This is a genomic window from Cupriavidus gilardii (assembly GCF_008801915.1).
Classification (GTDB): Bacteria; Pseudomonadota; Gammaproteobacteria; order Burkholderiales; family Burkholderiaceae; genus Cupriavidus; species Cupriavidus gilardii.
The window spans coordinates 176033-189393 of record NZ_VZOV01000002.1 but is presented as its reverse complement, the minus strand read 5'-3'; the positions used below and the strand labels follow the sequence as shown (position 1 = coordinate 189393).

Sequence of the window (13361 nt, the reverse complement as noted above, 5' to 3'; positions counted from 1 at the left end):
CGTCCCCCTTACTGTGCCCAGCTCGGGCGACCCGGCACGGAGGCACGTCCCGTAGCCTGGGCATACGCGTTCGACCCGTTGGCGGCCCCTGACACCGCAGGCTTTGCGGCCCCGCCCATGAGGGCGGCGTAGTCCTTGTGGTCGGGCGTGATCGCGGCCTTGATAACGCTCTTGTCCTGGCCGTTCTGGTCTTTGTCCCAGTCGACCTTGCCGAGAAACTCGATGCCGTCGAGGTCGGCAAACCCGCTGATGCGGCGCGCGTTCTGCGCGGCAGGACTGTTGTCGCCAGGATGAACGCCGCGCGCGGAGTTCAGGATCGCCTTGACGAAGGTGCGGCCCATGTTCGCCCACTCAGGGCCCTTCGGGCTGTGCAGGCCGATCAGAGACCACATCTTGCGACGGGCGAACTCGCCCTCCATCACAACGAACTCGCAGTTCAGGTACACCGAGCCGGTGTTGTCGTTGCGAGTGGCGTAGCCGCCGGTCCAGCCTTGCGACGGATCATCGAAGCCACCCGGCTTGATGGTCATGCGGACACGCACCAGCGTGCCCTTCGGGATCAGGTCGAAAGAGGTCTGTTCGGAAGCGGAATTGAAATCGAAATAGGTCATGATTAGGACTCCTGAGTGGAAGTGGATTCGGTGTTAGGGACAGGCGCGGCAGATGGCACGGGGCGCGCGAAGTCGAGTCGCTCGGCGGCGGGCCTGGCAGGGCCGGCGATCTTTTCCATCAACCGACCGAGATGCGGTTCTTCGATCGGATCGAGCCGCCCGGAGCGGTCCTTGGCGGGGTATCCCCATGCGTTCAGCGTGTGGCAGACGAATGCGCGGTAGCTGGCGCCGTCATCGGCCTTCAGCTCGGCCAGGGTGACTACCTCATCGACGATGCCGGGCAGTTCCAGGCCGGTCTTGGAGCCGTCGATCTGCAGCGAGAACACCCGGCGATTGAAATCGTCGAGGCGCTCGTCGAGGATGCCGACGAACCAGACGTTCTTGCCGCGCGTGTGCTGCAGGTGGGTCAGCCAGGCGATCATTTCCTGGCCCATCAGCCCATACGCACCCCGACTGTCGGGTTTGCCGGTCTTCTCGGAGTAGGCCTGCGGCTGGCCTTTGCACCATTGCAGGCACAGGCGTCCGGCCACGGTGATGGAGTCGACGAACACGGTGTCGTACTTGTCCAGCACGGCTGGATCGCCGAAGCGCGCACACACAGCATCGAAGTGGGCCTGGCTGAACGGCTGGTCGTCGCGCAGCGCTGGGTTCGGTCCGCCTATGTACACCGCGAAGTCACGACACTCCTGCCAGGTGCGTGGACGGATCGTGTCGCCCGCCCAGCCCTCGACGGCCAAGTCCCCAGCCTCGAGATCGAAGAACAGCGTGGCCGTGGGTTTCAGCGTCCAGAGCTGTGACGTCTTGCCGATGCCGCTCTTGCCGACGAGCACACCCTTCACGCCACGGCGCTCGGCCAGGCGCTGGTCTGCAGTAATGATGGGGAGGCTCATTTGCCGGCCTCCTCGGCGCTGATGCTGGCGAACGCGTCAGCGACGGTGGTCACGCCGAGTGCGCCGCGCTTGCGGGCCATTTCGTACAGGTCGCGCAGACCGCTCAGACGGCGATGGATCAGACGGGATTCCGACTCCATGCCCTGGATCGCGAATGCCAAGTCATCAATGGTGGCGTCTTCGATGCGACGCACGACTTCGTCGGGGCGATTGCCGTCCAGTGCCGGGATGCGGATGTTTTCCGGCAGATCACGGAGATACATTTCCGGCTGCTTGCGCAGCAGTTCGAGCAGCGTAGGTTTGGTTTTCATGGCGATTACTCCTGAAGCAGAGCGAGACGAAAGCCCGGCTTGCCGGTCTTGAGGGTGCGTGCCGGAGCGAAGGCGCTCTTGAGCGACTCGGGCCACGCGTTGAACTTGGTTTCCGAGATCCGATAGCTGATCTCCACGTACTCGGACGGGTCGTCACCGTTGGCGGCGATGCGCCGGGTGATCTCGGCGAGCCGCTTCTGGTCCCAGTCGACTTTCTTGGGCAGATCGGCGGTGATGCGGACATGGCCGTCGTCGAAATGGACGACGCCGGTGTCTTTGCCGGCTGCCAGGCGCAGCTGGTGAGCGCGGCCGGCGTACTTGAGGTCCAGTGCGCGATCGACGTGCTCGACGATCGCCTTGGCCATGGAAAGAAGATCAGTCGCGTCGTTTTTGAGCTGGAACAGCGATTCGCTGGCAAGCTCAGCCAGTTCACCGGCTGGGGTGGCCAATGCCTGATCGGGAGAGATACGGTTCATGCCGCACCTCCAGCATTGACGCGTTCAGAGGTGCTCTTGCGCAGGCTCTCTGCCTCGTAGGCTTCGATGTCCTCGATGCGATAGGCGACGCGACCTTGCAGCTTCAGAAATACCGGACCGATTCCCTCGGAACGCCAGCGCTCAAGCGTGGCTTCGCTGACTCCCCAGCGTTCGGCCAGTTGGCCTTGATTCAGATGTTTGACACTCACGATGCACTCCTTCTGGTTGTTGCGAATTCATGAGGTCAGTTTCGAAGTCGGCCTGTGCGGGCGTCTGCCGCCGCCATGTACGGGCTGATGTACGGGCGCAGCTTCTGCGGGGAAAAGCGGGGGCCAGAAAGCAAAAAACCGCCCGAAGGCGGTTGTGCGTGCTGCTGCCAACTGGTGGCCGGTCAATCTCGGCGGAAGCCATACTTTCCCTTCTCAGGGTTGTCGATGTAGTCCTCCCACTCCGTGTTGCCGCTAAACAGGTTCTGCATGCGCTGGCTGCGCGCCGTCTTCTTATCTGCATAGGCTGCGTCGAGAATTTCAGCGGCTGACAGAATCCACCTGTCGTTGATGGCCTGTTCGAACATGTAGCGGACTGCCGCAGCCTGACGCTCTCCTTTGATCGTCCAGGGCTTGGTCTTGGTGCGGATGGTCAGCGTGTTGGTGTACTCGTCGAAGTGCACCGGCAACACGGGGCGGATCGCGCCATCGGGCGAAGCGGCCAGGATGCGATGCAGGAGATCCATGTCGATGCACGGCGTGGCGACGTAGTCGACGATTGCAGCTCGTAGCGATGCGAATCGGTAACTGCGAGGTGGGCGCACAAACTGCGGCAATACACCGCCAGACGACAAGATCAGACCCTGGTCAGGAAGACTTGTCTGGCTGAAGTGGCGAAATACCTCTTCGACGGAGTGCGCCAAGCCGCGAACGAGCCAGACGTCTGTCAGCGCGGGGCCGATTCGTGCCTTCCCCAAATGCCAGAGGGCATCGTCCAGCAGCGGCGCATCGATCCCTTTTCGCAGAGCCTGCGCGATACCCAGGAGATCGGCGATGGTGCTCAGGATTGCTGCTGGTCGAACGCTGTAGACGGCGACTTCGGCGGCGGGGACAAACTTCCACCGAAAAGTCTGAGGACAGCGGTAGCGATACCGATCAGCCTGCTCATCTTCGGTCAGGTCAGCATTGACAAGTTCGTCGTCGAGCGATGCAGGGTAACTCCCGGCGTAGCCGACGCAGTCGGTCCACTGCTCCAGCAGCTTCGGCGTCAAAGATGTCCGTCCAAGGACACTCCACCCGGGCACCCCACGAAGCCGCAGTCCGTCGCCGTCGGCAATCGGCTGCCCAGACTGCTCGAACAGGTCGATCAGTTCAAGCAGCGACTGTGTCGGCAGGGGCTTCGACGACATGGCCGATCTCCTTCACAAGATGCCATTTGGCCAGCAGTCGGTCGCACAGCGCCCGGTCCTTTTCCCGCTTGGTCTTGATGTTGCACTTGTTGTCGTCACGCAGGATCACGGTAATCGTCCGTGCGCGGTCCTTGCCGACCTTTTTCAGCTTGATGGACAGCTTGGCGTAGTTGAGGTGGTGATCGCGGAAGTCGAAGGCGGGGCCGATCAACGACCGGGCGGCCGCATAGATGTCATCGACGTCCTTGGTCCAGATCTTCACCAGGAGCGACCGCCCATTTCCGGCGGCGTAACCGAGCTCGACGACCTTGACGAACGCTACCGGCTCGCCGGACAAATCGAAATTTCGCGGCGCCGCCAAGCTCTGGTAGTCGTATTGTTTGAGCGGGATCTTCTCGCCGGTGATGGGCGATTGCAGCAGGGAGTCGGCCACGATGCGCGCCAATGCTTCCCGGCCAGCCGTATCTTTCGACAGCACCTCCAGGTGCCCATTGGCCGGCTCGTATGTGATGTGCGAAGACACCGCCCGGATCACTTTCTGGGGCACCAATTCGCTCGCCTGCACGCAGTCGATGATTTCCGGTGGGCGGTTGTGATGGATGCTGATCTGGTACAGATCCACATCCTCGCCGGTCTGCGTGTCGGGCCGCAGACGCTTGAAGATCTGGATCGCGACCGCGTCATCGGAGCACCCGAGTTGCTGGGCGACGGTTTGGTGGAATGCCGCCTTGGCCGTCGCGTCGTCGAGTACCGCCAGATTGGCAGGTGCCATGAAACCGGAGTAGCAGGAGGCGCTTTGCCGGAACACGTCGGCCTGTCGGGCGTTGAGGGCTTCCTCGAAGATCACGGGTTCATGGACGTGCAGCCACAGCGCCCGCTCGTACTGGTTCGGAATCGCTGCGAAGGTTTCCCGGGCCGCGTCATCGAAGATGTCGTCCTTAAAGCCGTCGATGACGTCCTGGCCGGCGCCGTCCGACAGCAGCACGATCCGTTCGGCCACTTCTTCGATCCGCTGCCGCTCGCCCACCCCAAGAGCCGCGAGCACAGCCTCCATCTGCTCACGCTGTTCTTTCTTGGGCTTCTTGGCGTCCGCGTCCGGCATGGCCAGGCCGAATTCATCCACCATAAATTCACGGAACACCGCCGGTGGCAGGTGGCCCAGGAGCTTGCTCAGGTTTTCTGCATCGTTCATCTACATACCCCTCAAAGGTTTGGATCGGCTTGGTATCAGCCTCGACGGCCCCTTCTTCTTGTTGGGGTGTGCAGACCGATGAAGTTCGGTGTACCGAACGATTTAGATTGTCGCGGAGCGGTTATAGGTTTGTCAAGCAGGTACGAATTCGTTCGGTACAGTGGTATTATTTTAGGATTGAAGCCAACAAATGAGGAAATACCGGTGCCATCGCCCCTGGGGGACAAGATCCGCGCACTGCGGAAGCAAAAGAAGCTCAGCCTGGAACAGTTGGCCGAACTGACCGACTCCAGCAAGAGCTACATCTGGGAACTGGAAAACAAAGACGACCCAAAGCCATCGGCCGAGAAGATCGGCAAGATCGCCGCCGTCCTTGAGGTCACCACGGAGTTCCTGCTGACCGAGTCGGCAACCACCCCGGACGAGGAAGTGCTCGACGAGGCCTTCTTCCGCAAGTACAAAACCATGTCGGAGCCGGACAAAAAGAAGATCCGCAAGATCCTCGATGCCTGGGAAGATGAATGACGGAGGCGAAGAAGCCCATGGCCGAGGCCAATCGCATCTCGTCCATGCTCAACACGGTGCTCGGTGCGGATCGTTTTCCGGTCAAGGTTGACGAGCTGGCGCTGGAGTATTCCCGCCAGTGCTTTTCAGACTCGCCGATCGACAAGGTCCAGGGCGAAGATCTCGACGGTTTCGATGGTCTGCTGAAAGCCAATAAGGCGCGCTCGAAGTGGCTGCTCCTATACAACAGTGCCACCCCTTCGGAGGGCCGCAAGCGCTTCACGATCGCGCATGAGTTCGGCCACTACATCCTGCACCGCCACCAGCGGGACCTATTCGAGTGCGGCGACGGCGACATCGAAACGGGCGACAACAACGAGCGCGACATCGAGTCAGAAGCGGACTTGTTTGCTTCGACCCTGCTGATGCCGCTGGACGACTTCCGGCGCCAGGTGGATGGGCAGTCGATCAGCTTCGATCTGCTGAGTCACTGCGCGGATCGCTACGGCGTTTCGCTGACGGCTGCAGCCTTGCGCTGGACCGAAATCGCCCCGAAGCGCGCCGTGTTGGTGGCCAGTCGTGATGATCACATGCTGTGGGCCAAGTCGAACGAGGCGGCACTACGGTCCGGCGCTTACTTCGCCACCCGCAAGAACACCATCGAGTTGCCTCGACAAGCGTTGGCTCACAGCTACAACGGCTGGGATGCAGGCGATCAACAGACGGGCCGAGCACAGGACTGGTTTCCACGCGAACCCACCAGCATGCCCGTCACTGAAATGACCCGGGTGGCGGGGCAGTACGACTACACTCTGACGCTGCTGTTGATGCCCGACGCCGAATGGCAACGGCCTCGGCATGATGATGAAGAGGCAGAGGAGGATACCTTTGATCGATTCATCCGCAACGGCCAGTACCCTGTGCGATAGATCATGAGGAATTGGTCGTGAGCGCGCACAAATGGCAGTTCAGTTCCCGCTTCCGTCGTCACGCCTTCGGCTGGCGATCCGATACGCCAATTCAGCGTATCAAGGAAGCCCTCGCGGAAATCAAGCAGGTCGCGCGCAAGGAGCCGCTGCTCGCGGCCGAGGGTGCGGTGCAACTCCTCGAAAAGTTGTCCCCGGCGCTCGAGCAGGTTGATAGTTCCTCGGGTGCCCTGGGCTCGGCGGTCAACAAGGCCATCGACGCACTGGTGCCGATCATTGCCAAGGCCGATGTCGAGCCGAAGCTGCGACTACGCTGGCTCGGACGCTTGTGGCAAGCGCTGCAGGAAGACGAGATACCCTACATCGAAGTGCTCGGCGATTACTGGGGAGAGTTATGCGTGACGCCGGAACTGGCGTCGCACTGGGCCGATGAGTTTTTGCCGGTCGTCGAGAGCGTGTGGAGCCCGAAGGCTTCCGGACATGGATTTTTCAAAGGCACCAGCGCTTGCCTAGCATCGATGTACGCGGCGGGCCGCCACCAGGAACTGTTGGCGTTACTCGACAAGGCGCGGTTCAAGTGGTGGCACGATCGGCGCTGGGGCGTGAAGGCATTGGCAGCGATGGGCAGGAAGGCGGAGGCGATCCGCTATGCCGAGGAGTCGCGCGGTCTCAATGATCCTGGCTGGCAGATTGCCCAGGCCTGCGAAGAAATCCTGTTGTCCTCGGGCTTGCTCGACGAGGCCTACCGCCGCTACGCCATCGAGGCGAATCAGGGCACAACGAACCTGGCGACGTTTCGCGCCATTGCCAAGAAGTATCCCCATAAGCAGCCGGAAGAGATCCTACGCGACCTGGTAGCCAGCACGCCTGGCGCCGAGGGCAAGTGGTTCGCCGCTGCCAAGGATGCGGGTTTGTTCAATGCGGCGATCGAGCTGGGCACGCGCAGCCCGACCGATCCACGCACGCTGACGCGCGCTGCCCGTGACTACGCCGAGAAGCAGCCAGCATTCGCGCTCGCCGCAGGCCTCGCCGCGTTGCGTTGGATCTCTCTTGGACACGGCTATGAGATCACCGGCGCTGATGTGCTCGATGCTTATTCGGCAGTCACGCAGGCGGCGGAGAACGCTGGGTTGCCAACCCAGCAGGTCAACGAGCAGATCCGGGACATGATCGCCAGCACCCAGCCAGGCAATTCGTTGATGAAGACCATCCTCGCCCGTCATCTGGCGAGCTAAAAGGGACCTGCTTTTCGCAGCAACCCGCATCGGTTCGCACGGCTCCGAAACTCCCTCATGGTGTCGGCGGCAGTCCATCCGGACAATTTCACTGCATGTGAGTTTGACCGAGAGGACCGCCACCAATGCATCAAATCAACCATCTACCACCGGAGCGGATGACGCCGGAACAGCGTCGCCACGAGATCGCGTCGTTGCTGGCCAACGGCCTGGCACGCCTGCGTATCACCGGCACAGAACAGTCCGCAGCCAGGACAGAAGCGAGCGAGTTTGAGCTTGGCTTCTCTGGCAACCAGCGCGTTCATGCAGACCCCGTCAACAAGACAACTACGGAGTCCAAATGAGTACACAAACACCATTATTTTCCACGCCGCCGTCGGTGGCGGCGCAGATCGCCAGGCTGCCCGAGATGCCGATGGCAGAGATCCGGGCACTCTGGCAGAAGCTGGTCGGTGGCGACACACCCACCCACAACCGCCAGTTCCTCGAACGCCGGATTGCCTACCGACTGCAGGAGCTTGAGTTCCGCAAGGTCAACGCCAATCTGCTGGATCGCAATCAGCGTCGCATCCAATCTTTGGTCGAAACTGGCAAGGTGAAAAAGCGCGACCGCGACTACCGTCCGGCCGCAGGCACGGTGCTGGTCCGTGAATACAAAGGCGTCGAGTACCGCGTGATCGCGACCGCCGACGGCCAATATGACTTCCAGGGCCGCATGTACCCGAGCCTCTCGATGATCGCCCGCGAAATCACAGGCATGCGCTGGTCGGGTCCGCTGTTCTTTGGCCTCAAGCCACCGTCCAACGCCAAGGCCAAGCCCGCCACCAAGAAGAGAGGTGGTCGATGAGCGAAGTCTTGAAGCGCCGCATGCGCTGCGCGGTCTACACGCGCAAATCCACCGATGAAGGGCTGGACCAGGAATACAACTCCATCGATGCTCAGCGCGATGCCGGTCACGCCTACATCGCCAGCCAGCGCGCGGAGGGTTGGATTCCGGTCGCCGACGATTACGATGATCCCGCCTTTTCTGGCGGCAACATGGAGCGCCCGGCGCTCCAGCGCATGATGGCGGACATCGAAGCTGGCAAGATTGACGTGGTCGTCATCTACAAGATCGACCGCCTGACGCGTAGCCTGGCGGACTTCTCCAAGATGGTCGAGGTGTTCGAGCGCTACGGCGTGTCGTTCGTGTCGGTCACCCAGCAGTTCAACACTACGACCTCGATGGGCCGGTTGATGCTGAACATCCTGCTCTCCTTCGCGCAGTTCGAGCGCGAGGTCACTGGCGAGCGCATCCGCGACAAGATCGCCGCCAGCAAGCGCAAGGGCATGTGGATGGGCGGCGTGCCGCCGCTGGGCTACGACGTCGAGAACCGGCGGTTGGTGCCCAACGAGCGTGAGGCCAAGCTGATCCGGCACATCTTCCAGCGCTTCGTCGAACTCGGGTCCAGCACCGCACTGGTTAAAGAGCTAAAACTGGATGGCGTGACGTCGAAGGCGTGGACCACGCAAGACGGTAAGACCCGCGATGGCAGGCCGATCGACAAGGGTCACATCTACAAGCTCCTGAGCAACCGAACCTACCTTGGCGAGTTGCGGCACAAGGACCAGTGGTACCAGGCCGAGCATCCGCCCATCATCAGCCGCGAACTGTGGGACAGCGTCCACGCGATCCTCGATACCAACGGCCGGGTGCGGGGCAACACGACGCGGGCCAAGGTTCCCTATCTACTCAAGGGCATCGTGTTCGGCAACGACGGCCGTGCGCTGTCGCCGTGGCACACCACCAAGAAGAATGGCCGACGCTACCGTTACTACGTGCCCCAGCGCGACGCCAAGGAACACGCGGGCGCCTCGGGTCTGCCGCGACTGCCTGCCGCAGAACTCGAATCGGCGGTGCTCGACCAACTGCGTGCCATCCTGCGTGCCCCGAATCTGCTCGGCGACATGCTGCCGCAAGCGATCAAGCTCGACCCAACGCTGGACGAGGCCAAGATCACCGTGGCCATGACCCGACTCGACGCGATTTGGGATCAACTGTTCCCGGCGGAGCAGACCCGGATCGTGAAATTGCTGGTCGAGAAGGTGATCGTGTCGCCCAATGACCTCGAGGTGCGATTGCGCGCCAACGGCATCGAGCGGCTGGTGCTTGAACTGCGTCCCGAGCCGGTCGAGCAACAAGCGGAGGCGTTGGCATGAGCGACATCCGCATCCAGAAAACTGGCGAGCCGGACATCGTTGAGGCGAGTGATGGCCGGCTAACTCTGTCTGTGCCGATCCAGATCAAGCGGCGCAGCGGCCGCAAGCTGGTCACTCTCCCGAACGGTGAGACTGCACCGGTCAGACCATGGGACGTGGCACCGACCTCCATTCAATTGGCGCTGGCCAGGGGTCACCGCTGGCTGGCGATGCTGGAATCGGGGGAAGCGAAGTCCTTGAAGGAAATCGCCACGCGGGAGGGGATCGACAACAGCTACGTCAGCCGGATGGTCAACCTGACCACGCTGGCACCCGACATCGTGGCGGCCATCCTGGACGACGAATTGCCGAACCACGTCACGCTGTTTGATCTGGCGGTTGATCCGCCAGCGCTGTGGGATGAGCAGCGGGAGAGAGTCGGACTCTGAGGTGGAGACACCACCTCAGCTCAACATGCCTTTGAGATCCTTGAGCATCAGGAACAGATGGTACGGATCAGTCGGGCTGGGGTCGAATTCCCACGATTCGTACCACTGCCGTGCTGCGTCGTCCTTGGCATGGACCAACAGGCAGCGGATACCCGCAATGTCGGCGGCCTGTGCGGTGCGCAGCAGTGCATCCTTGAGCAAGGCCTGGCCCAGACCTTTACGCTGATGCTCCTTGTCCACGGCGAGCCGGGCCAGGATCATGACCGGCACCGGGTGGCGCGCCAGCCCCTTCATCACTCTCGACGGCGTGGCTTCCGGATCGACGCTACCAACGGCTAGGCTGTAGAAGCCGACCACCACGTCACCCTGGCAGCAGACATAGGTCTGCGCGCTGTTGGCCTTCTGGTTGACGAGCGCGTAGCGCTGCAGGAACTGGTTCAGCGCGGCCTGGCCGCAGTCGAACGCATCGACCTGATCCGTTGCAGCCAGCTTGCGAACGGGCGAGTAGTCATTGCTCAATCCAGCACCCCAGGTTCACGCAGCAACTTCTTCAGACGCGGCTTGCTTTGCACCGGGCGGTCCAGCGCCTCCTGGAAGGCCTGCCACTGTGTGTCGTCCAGCACGAACTGGCGACGATCCGCCAGCGTCTGCGCGGCCGCCGTCACGCCCGCGTCGAGCAGGAACTCGCTGACGTTCTTGTGGCAGGCGCGTGCGGCTTCTTGAAGCAGCTGCTTGACCGGCGTGCTGGCACGAACGTCAATGCGTTCGGTCTTGGAAAGATTCAGGGTGCTCATGGTGCCCCTCCGGACTGATATTGGATTCCTTTATTGTACTCGTCCGGACATTGTCCTGACAAGAGGTTCCTTATCTTAGCCACCATCCAAGCACGTACTTTCGCGTTGCGACATGTCGGTAGTTCTCGATAACTACCGACGAAACGCACCCGCAGCGTGTCCTTCGCCACCCGATGCTGCAATCCAACCGCTTGATTCGTCCGCGCGTAACCCTTTGATCTGTATGGCGCTGACTTGTGGCCCTTGCGGACTTCGGGCAACTTTCAGGGAGCGAGGTCGGAGCGAGGAATGGCTAAGAGAGAGTGGAATGTGGCCCGGAACGGGCTGGGAGGCTGACCGGCGAAGTCCGCAGGCTTCCGCAGGAGCCCCCAACAACACGCGGGAACCGGCGCGATCGGGCAAGAAAAAACCCCAACCGAGAACGGTTGGGGTTTCATTATTGGTGGAGCCGGCGGGAATCGAACCCGCGTCCGCAGATCCTCCACAGAGAGTTCTACATACTTAGTTCTGTCATTTGATTTAACCGCCGCATCGCGGACGAACACGCTCTACGACGGCGAGTCACTTGGTTTTCGTCCCTGAGGTCGTGACACCCGCAGGGCTTATCTGACGTCAATGACCTCGCGTGGTCTTGCGACCCTAGCCCGTCAGCGAGCCAGTGCGAGGACGGCGGCCCTTAGGCTGCCAGTGCGTAACGTTCGTCGTTAGCAGTTATTGCGTTCCCATTGATTTACGAGGTGACGGGTCCTCGGTATGCCCTCTACTGCTTTGCAACCCACGTCGAAACCAGGTCGGCCCCAGTAAGGAAAACGGATTGTACTCGCTTTCGACGCCGGGCGTGCGTGTCGGTTCCCTAGAGAGCGGCAACGCCCGCGGTGAGCAGCGGAATCAACTCGCTGGGATGGCGTACCAGATGGTCGCCGCCCCAGCGCTCGGGCGGCTCGCCCTCGCCGCAGTAGCCGTAGGCTGCCGTGATGGTCGCCATGCCGGCCGCCTTGCCGGCCTGGATATCGCGCAGGTCGTCGCCGACATAGGCGCAGCGCAGCGGGTCGACGCCGCTGAGCTGCGCGGCGTGCAGCAGCGGGGCCGGGTGGGGCTTCGGATAGGGCGTGGTGTCGCCGCTGACCACCGCGGCGGCGCGCGGCGCCAGGCCGATCGCATTGAGCAGCGGGGTGGTGAAACGGGCAATCTTGTTGGTGACGATGCCCCAGCGGATGCCGGCGGATTCGAGCGCACCCAGAACCTCTTCCATGCCGTCGAACAGGCGTGTGCGCACCGCGATATCGGCTTCGTAGTAGTTCAGGAAGGCATCGCGCAGCGCCGGGAAATCGGGGTCGTCCGGCGTCTTGCCGAAGGCGGCACCGATCAGCCCGCGTGCGCCATGCGAGGCGACCGGGCGGAGCAGCGCGTAGTCCACCGGTTCGCGGCCATGCTCGACCACTAGGCGGTTGGCGGCGGCGGCCAGGTCGGGCGCGGTGTCGGCGAGCGTGCCGTCCAGATCGAAGAAAACAGCGTCGAAGGTGGGCATGCTCAGGCGGTCCGGCGCAGGGCCATCATGTAGTTGACGTCGGTATCGCGGCTCAGCTCGTAGACCTGGGACAGCGGACGGTAGACCATGCCGCGCAGCTCGATCAGGTCGAGGCCCGCTTGCCGGGCGAAGCGGGCCAGTTCGGCGGGTTTGATGAACTTGTCGTAGTCGTGCGTGCCGCGCGGCAGCATGTTGAGCACGTATTCGGCGCCGAGCACGGCCAGCAGATACGCCTTCAGATTGCGGTTGATTGTCGAGAAGAACACGTGTCCGCCGGGCCGGACCAGCGTGGCGCAGGCGCGCACGATCGAGGCCGGGTCCGGCACGTGCTCCAGCATCTCCATGCAGGTGACCACGTCGAAGCTGGCCGGCATGCGCGCGGCCAGCGCTTCGGCCGCGATTTCCTCGTAGGTTACGGCGACGCCCGATTCCAGGCTGTGCAGGTCGGCGACCTTCAGTGCCTTGGTCGACAGGTCAATGCCGCGCACGGTGGCGCCGGCGCGGGCCATGCTCTCGGACAGGATGCCGCCGCCGCAGCCGATGTCCACCACGTTCTTGCCGCGCAGGTCGGCGATGCTGTCGATCCAGCCCAGCCGCAGAGGATTGATCTCGTGCAGCGGCTTGAATTCGCTGTTCGGGTCCCACCAGCGGTGGGCCATTTCGCTGAACTTGTCGATTTCCTTCAGATCGGCGTTGCGCGCAATCTGGCGGGTGTCGACGGTCGGGTGAATCACGGGGGAAGTCGGCGTCATGAATCTGGCGCGCGCCTGGCAGCGCGGGACATTAGGAATTGGGGCAACTCTAACAAAATGCGTCCCGCGAGGCGAGCCGGGCGGCGGGTTGTCCGATGGACAAGAGAGTGGGGCAGGAG

At 62.3% G+C, this 13361-nt stretch carries 18 protein-coding genes and 1 other RNA gene; 7 read left to right on the top strand and 12 right to left on the bottom strand.

The window, feature by feature from the left end:
* Positions 1–8 precede the first annotated feature (8 nt).
* The 7 genes from F7Q96_RS03685 to F7Q96_RS03655 all read right to left on the bottom strand — a co-directional run bounded on the left by F7Q96_RS03685 (position 9) and on the right by F7Q96_RS03655 (position 4876).
* On the bottom strand, positions 9–611 hold the full coding sequence (locus F7Q96_RS03685; protein ID WP_151022093.1) for a hypothetical protein: 603 nt from the start codon (positions 609–611) through the stop codon (positions 9–11).
* A gap of 2 nt (positions 612–613) precedes the next feature.
* Positions 614–1501: an ATP-binding protein gene (locus F7Q96_RS03680; protein WP_151022091.1), complete on the bottom strand. Its 888-nt coding sequence runs from the start codon at positions 1499–1501 to the stop codon at positions 614–616.
* Entirely contained in the window at positions 1498–1812 is a 315-nt protein-coding gene (locus F7Q96_RS03675; protein ID WP_151022089.1) for a hypothetical protein, read from the bottom strand. Before F7Q96_RS03675 ends, F7Q96_RS03680 begins: the two co-directional genes overlap by 4 nt.
* A gap of 5 nt (positions 1813–1817) precedes the next feature.
* On the bottom strand, positions 1818–2288 hold the full coding sequence (locus tag F7Q96_RS03670) for a hypothetical protein (protein ID WP_151022087.1): 471 nt from the start codon (positions 2286–2288) through the stop codon (positions 1818–1820).
* On the bottom strand, positions 2285–2497 hold the full coding sequence (locus F7Q96_RS03665; protein ID WP_151022085.1) for a helix-turn-helix transcriptional regulator: 213 nt from the start codon (positions 2495–2497) through the stop codon (positions 2285–2287). The genes F7Q96_RS03670 and F7Q96_RS03665 overlap by 4 nt, the downstream gene beginning before the upstream one ends.
* Before the next feature lie 182 nt (positions 2498–2679).
* Positions 2680–3684, bottom strand: a complete 1005-nt coding sequence (locus F7Q96_RS03660) for a hypothetical protein (protein ID WP_151022084.1) — start codon at positions 3682–3684, stop codon at positions 2680–2682.
* Positions 3647–4876 carry a DUF1104 domain-containing protein gene (locus F7Q96_RS03655; RefSeq protein ID WP_151022082.1) on the bottom strand — a complete coding sequence of 410 codons (1230 nt, stop codon included), beginning with the start codon at positions 4874–4876 and terminating at the stop codon, positions 3647–3649. The genes F7Q96_RS03660 and F7Q96_RS03655 overlap by 38 nt, the downstream gene beginning before the upstream one ends.
* Before the next feature lie 204 nt (positions 4877–5080).
* Here F7Q96_RS03655 and F7Q96_RS03650 point away from each other — a divergent pair, with 204 nt between their 5' ends.
* The 7 genes from F7Q96_RS03650 (at position 5081) to F7Q96_RS03620 (ending at position 10168) form a co-directional block, all read left to right on the top strand.
* Entirely contained in the window at positions 5081–5401 is a 321-nt protein-coding gene (locus F7Q96_RS03650) for a helix-turn-helix domain-containing protein (protein WP_151022080.1), read from the top strand.
* Between the two features lie 17 nt (positions 5402–5418).
* Positions 5419–6309: an ImmA/IrrE family metallo-endopeptidase gene (locus F7Q96_RS03645; protein WP_249041645.1), complete on the top strand. Its 891-nt coding sequence runs from the start codon at positions 5419–5421 to the stop codon at positions 6307–6309.
* A 17-nt stretch (positions 6310–6326) separates the two neighbouring features.
* On the top strand, positions 6327–7541 hold the full coding sequence (locus tag F7Q96_RS03640) for a hypothetical protein (protein WP_151022076.1): 1215 nt from the start codon (positions 6327–6329) through the stop codon (positions 7539–7541).
* Between the two features lie 125 nt (positions 7542–7666).
* A complete protein-coding gene (locus F7Q96_RS03635; RefSeq protein ID WP_151022075.1) occupies positions 7667–7885 on the top strand; it encodes a hypothetical protein in 219 nt (72 codons plus the stop codon).
* Positions 7882–8388 (top strand): DUF2924 domain-containing protein, encoded by a 507-nt coding sequence (locus tag F7Q96_RS03630; protein ID WP_151022073.1) that lies wholly within the window; start codon positions 7882–7884, stop codon positions 8386–8388. Before F7Q96_RS03635 ends, F7Q96_RS03630 begins: the two co-directional genes overlap by 4 nt.
* Complete coding sequence (locus tag F7Q96_RS03625; protein ID WP_151022071.1) at positions 8385–9740, top strand: recombinase family protein; 1356 nt, start codon at positions 8385–8387, stop codon at positions 9738–9740. The genes F7Q96_RS03630 and F7Q96_RS03625 overlap by 4 nt, the downstream gene beginning before the upstream one ends.
* Positions 9737–10168, top strand: a complete 432-nt coding sequence (locus F7Q96_RS03620; RefSeq protein ID WP_053821301.1) for a hypothetical protein — start codon at positions 9737–9739, stop codon at positions 10166–10168. Before F7Q96_RS03625 ends, F7Q96_RS03620 begins: the two co-directional genes overlap by 4 nt.
* 15 nt (positions 10169–10183) lie before the next feature.
* Here the strand turns inward: F7Q96_RS03620 and F7Q96_RS03615 are convergent, their stop codons facing one another.
* The 5 genes from F7Q96_RS03615 to ubiG form a co-directional block, all read right to left on the bottom strand.
* Positions 10184–10687 carry a GNAT family N-acetyltransferase gene (locus tag F7Q96_RS03615; protein ID WP_053821302.1) on the bottom strand — a complete coding sequence of 168 codons (504 nt, stop codon included), beginning with the start codon at positions 10685–10687 and terminating at the stop codon, positions 10184–10186.
* Entirely contained in the window at positions 10684–10962 is a 279-nt protein-coding gene (locus F7Q96_RS03610; RefSeq protein WP_029577227.1) for a type II toxin-antitoxin system TacA family antitoxin, read from the bottom strand. The genes F7Q96_RS03615 and F7Q96_RS03610 overlap by 4 nt, the downstream gene beginning before the upstream one ends.
* A gap of 440 nt (positions 10963–11402) precedes the next feature.
* Positions 11403–11761: a transfer-messenger RNA gene (gene ssrA, locus F7Q96_RS03605) on the bottom strand.
* A gap of 54 nt (positions 11762–11815) precedes the next feature.
* Positions 11816–12490 carry a phosphoglycolate phosphatase gene (gene gph, locus F7Q96_RS03600; RefSeq protein ID WP_053821303.1) on the bottom strand — a complete coding sequence of 225 codons (675 nt, stop codon included), beginning with the start codon at positions 12488–12490 and terminating at the stop codon, positions 11816–11818.
* Between the two features lie 2 nt (positions 12491–12492).
* Positions 12493–13242, bottom strand: coding sequence for a bifunctional 2-polyprenyl-6-hydroxyphenol methylase/3-demethylubiquinol 3-O-methyltransferase UbiG (gene ubiG, locus F7Q96_RS03595; RefSeq protein WP_053821304.1), 750 nt, complete (start codon positions 13240–13242; stop codon positions 12493–12495).
* Positions 13243–13361 lie beyond the last annotated feature (119 nt).

What these genes read in the sequence shown, in the direction of transcription:
- F7Q96_RS03655 (WP_151022082.1), bottom strand. Translation starts at nt 4,876, where the DNA reads ATGAACGATGCAGAAAACCTGAGCAAGCTCCTGGGCCACCTGCCACCG.
- F7Q96_RS03660 (WP_151022084.1), bottom strand. Translation starts at nt 3,684, where the DNA reads ATGTCGTCGAAGCCCCTGCCGACACAGTCGCTGCTTGAACTGATCGAC.
- F7Q96_RS03630 (WP_151022073.1), top strand. Translation starts at nt 7,882, where the DNA reads ATGAGTACACAAACACCATTATTTTCCACGCCGCCGTCGGTGGCGGCG.
- gph (WP_053821303.1), bottom strand. Translation starts at nt 12,490, where the DNA reads ATGCCCACCTTCGACGCTGTTTTCTTCGATCTGGACGGCACGCTCGCC.
- F7Q96_RS03610 (WP_029577227.1), bottom strand. Translation starts at nt 10,962, where the DNA reads ATGAGCACCCTGAATCTTTCCAAGACCGAACGCATTGACGTTCGTGCC.
- F7Q96_RS03670 (WP_151022087.1), bottom strand. Translation starts at nt 2,288, where the DNA reads ATGAACCGTATCTCTCCCGATCAGGCATTGGCCACCCCAGCCGGTGAA.
- F7Q96_RS03620 (WP_053821301.1), top strand. Translation starts at nt 9,737, where the DNA reads ATGAGCGACATCCGCATCCAGAAAACTGGCGAGCCGGACATCGTTGAG.
- F7Q96_RS03645 (WP_249041645.1), top strand. Translation starts at nt 5,419, where the DNA reads ATGGCCGAGGCCAATCGCATCTCGTCCATGCTCAACACGGTGCTCGGT.
- F7Q96_RS03625 (WP_151022071.1), top strand. Translation starts at nt 8,385, where the DNA reads ATGAGCGAAGTCTTGAAGCGCCGCATGCGCTGCGCGGTCTACACGCGC.
- ubiG (WP_053821304.1), bottom strand. Translation starts at nt 13,242, where the DNA reads ATGACGCCGACTTCCCCCGTGATTCACCCGACCGTCGACACCCGCCAG.
- F7Q96_RS03685 (WP_151022093.1), bottom strand. Translation starts at nt 611, where the DNA reads ATGACCTATTTCGATTTCAATTCCGCTTCCGAACAGACCTCTTTCGAC.
- F7Q96_RS03680 (WP_151022091.1), bottom strand. Translation starts at nt 1,501, where the DNA reads ATGAGCCTCCCCATCATTACTGCAGACCAGCGCCTGGCCGAGCGCCGT.
- F7Q96_RS03675 (WP_151022089.1), bottom strand. Translation starts at nt 1,812, where the DNA reads ATGAAAACCAAACCTACGCTGCTCGAACTGCTGCGCAAGCAGCCGGAA.
- F7Q96_RS03635 (WP_151022075.1), top strand. Translation starts at nt 7,667, where the DNA reads ATGCATCAAATCAACCATCTACCACCGGAGCGGATGACGCCGGAACAG.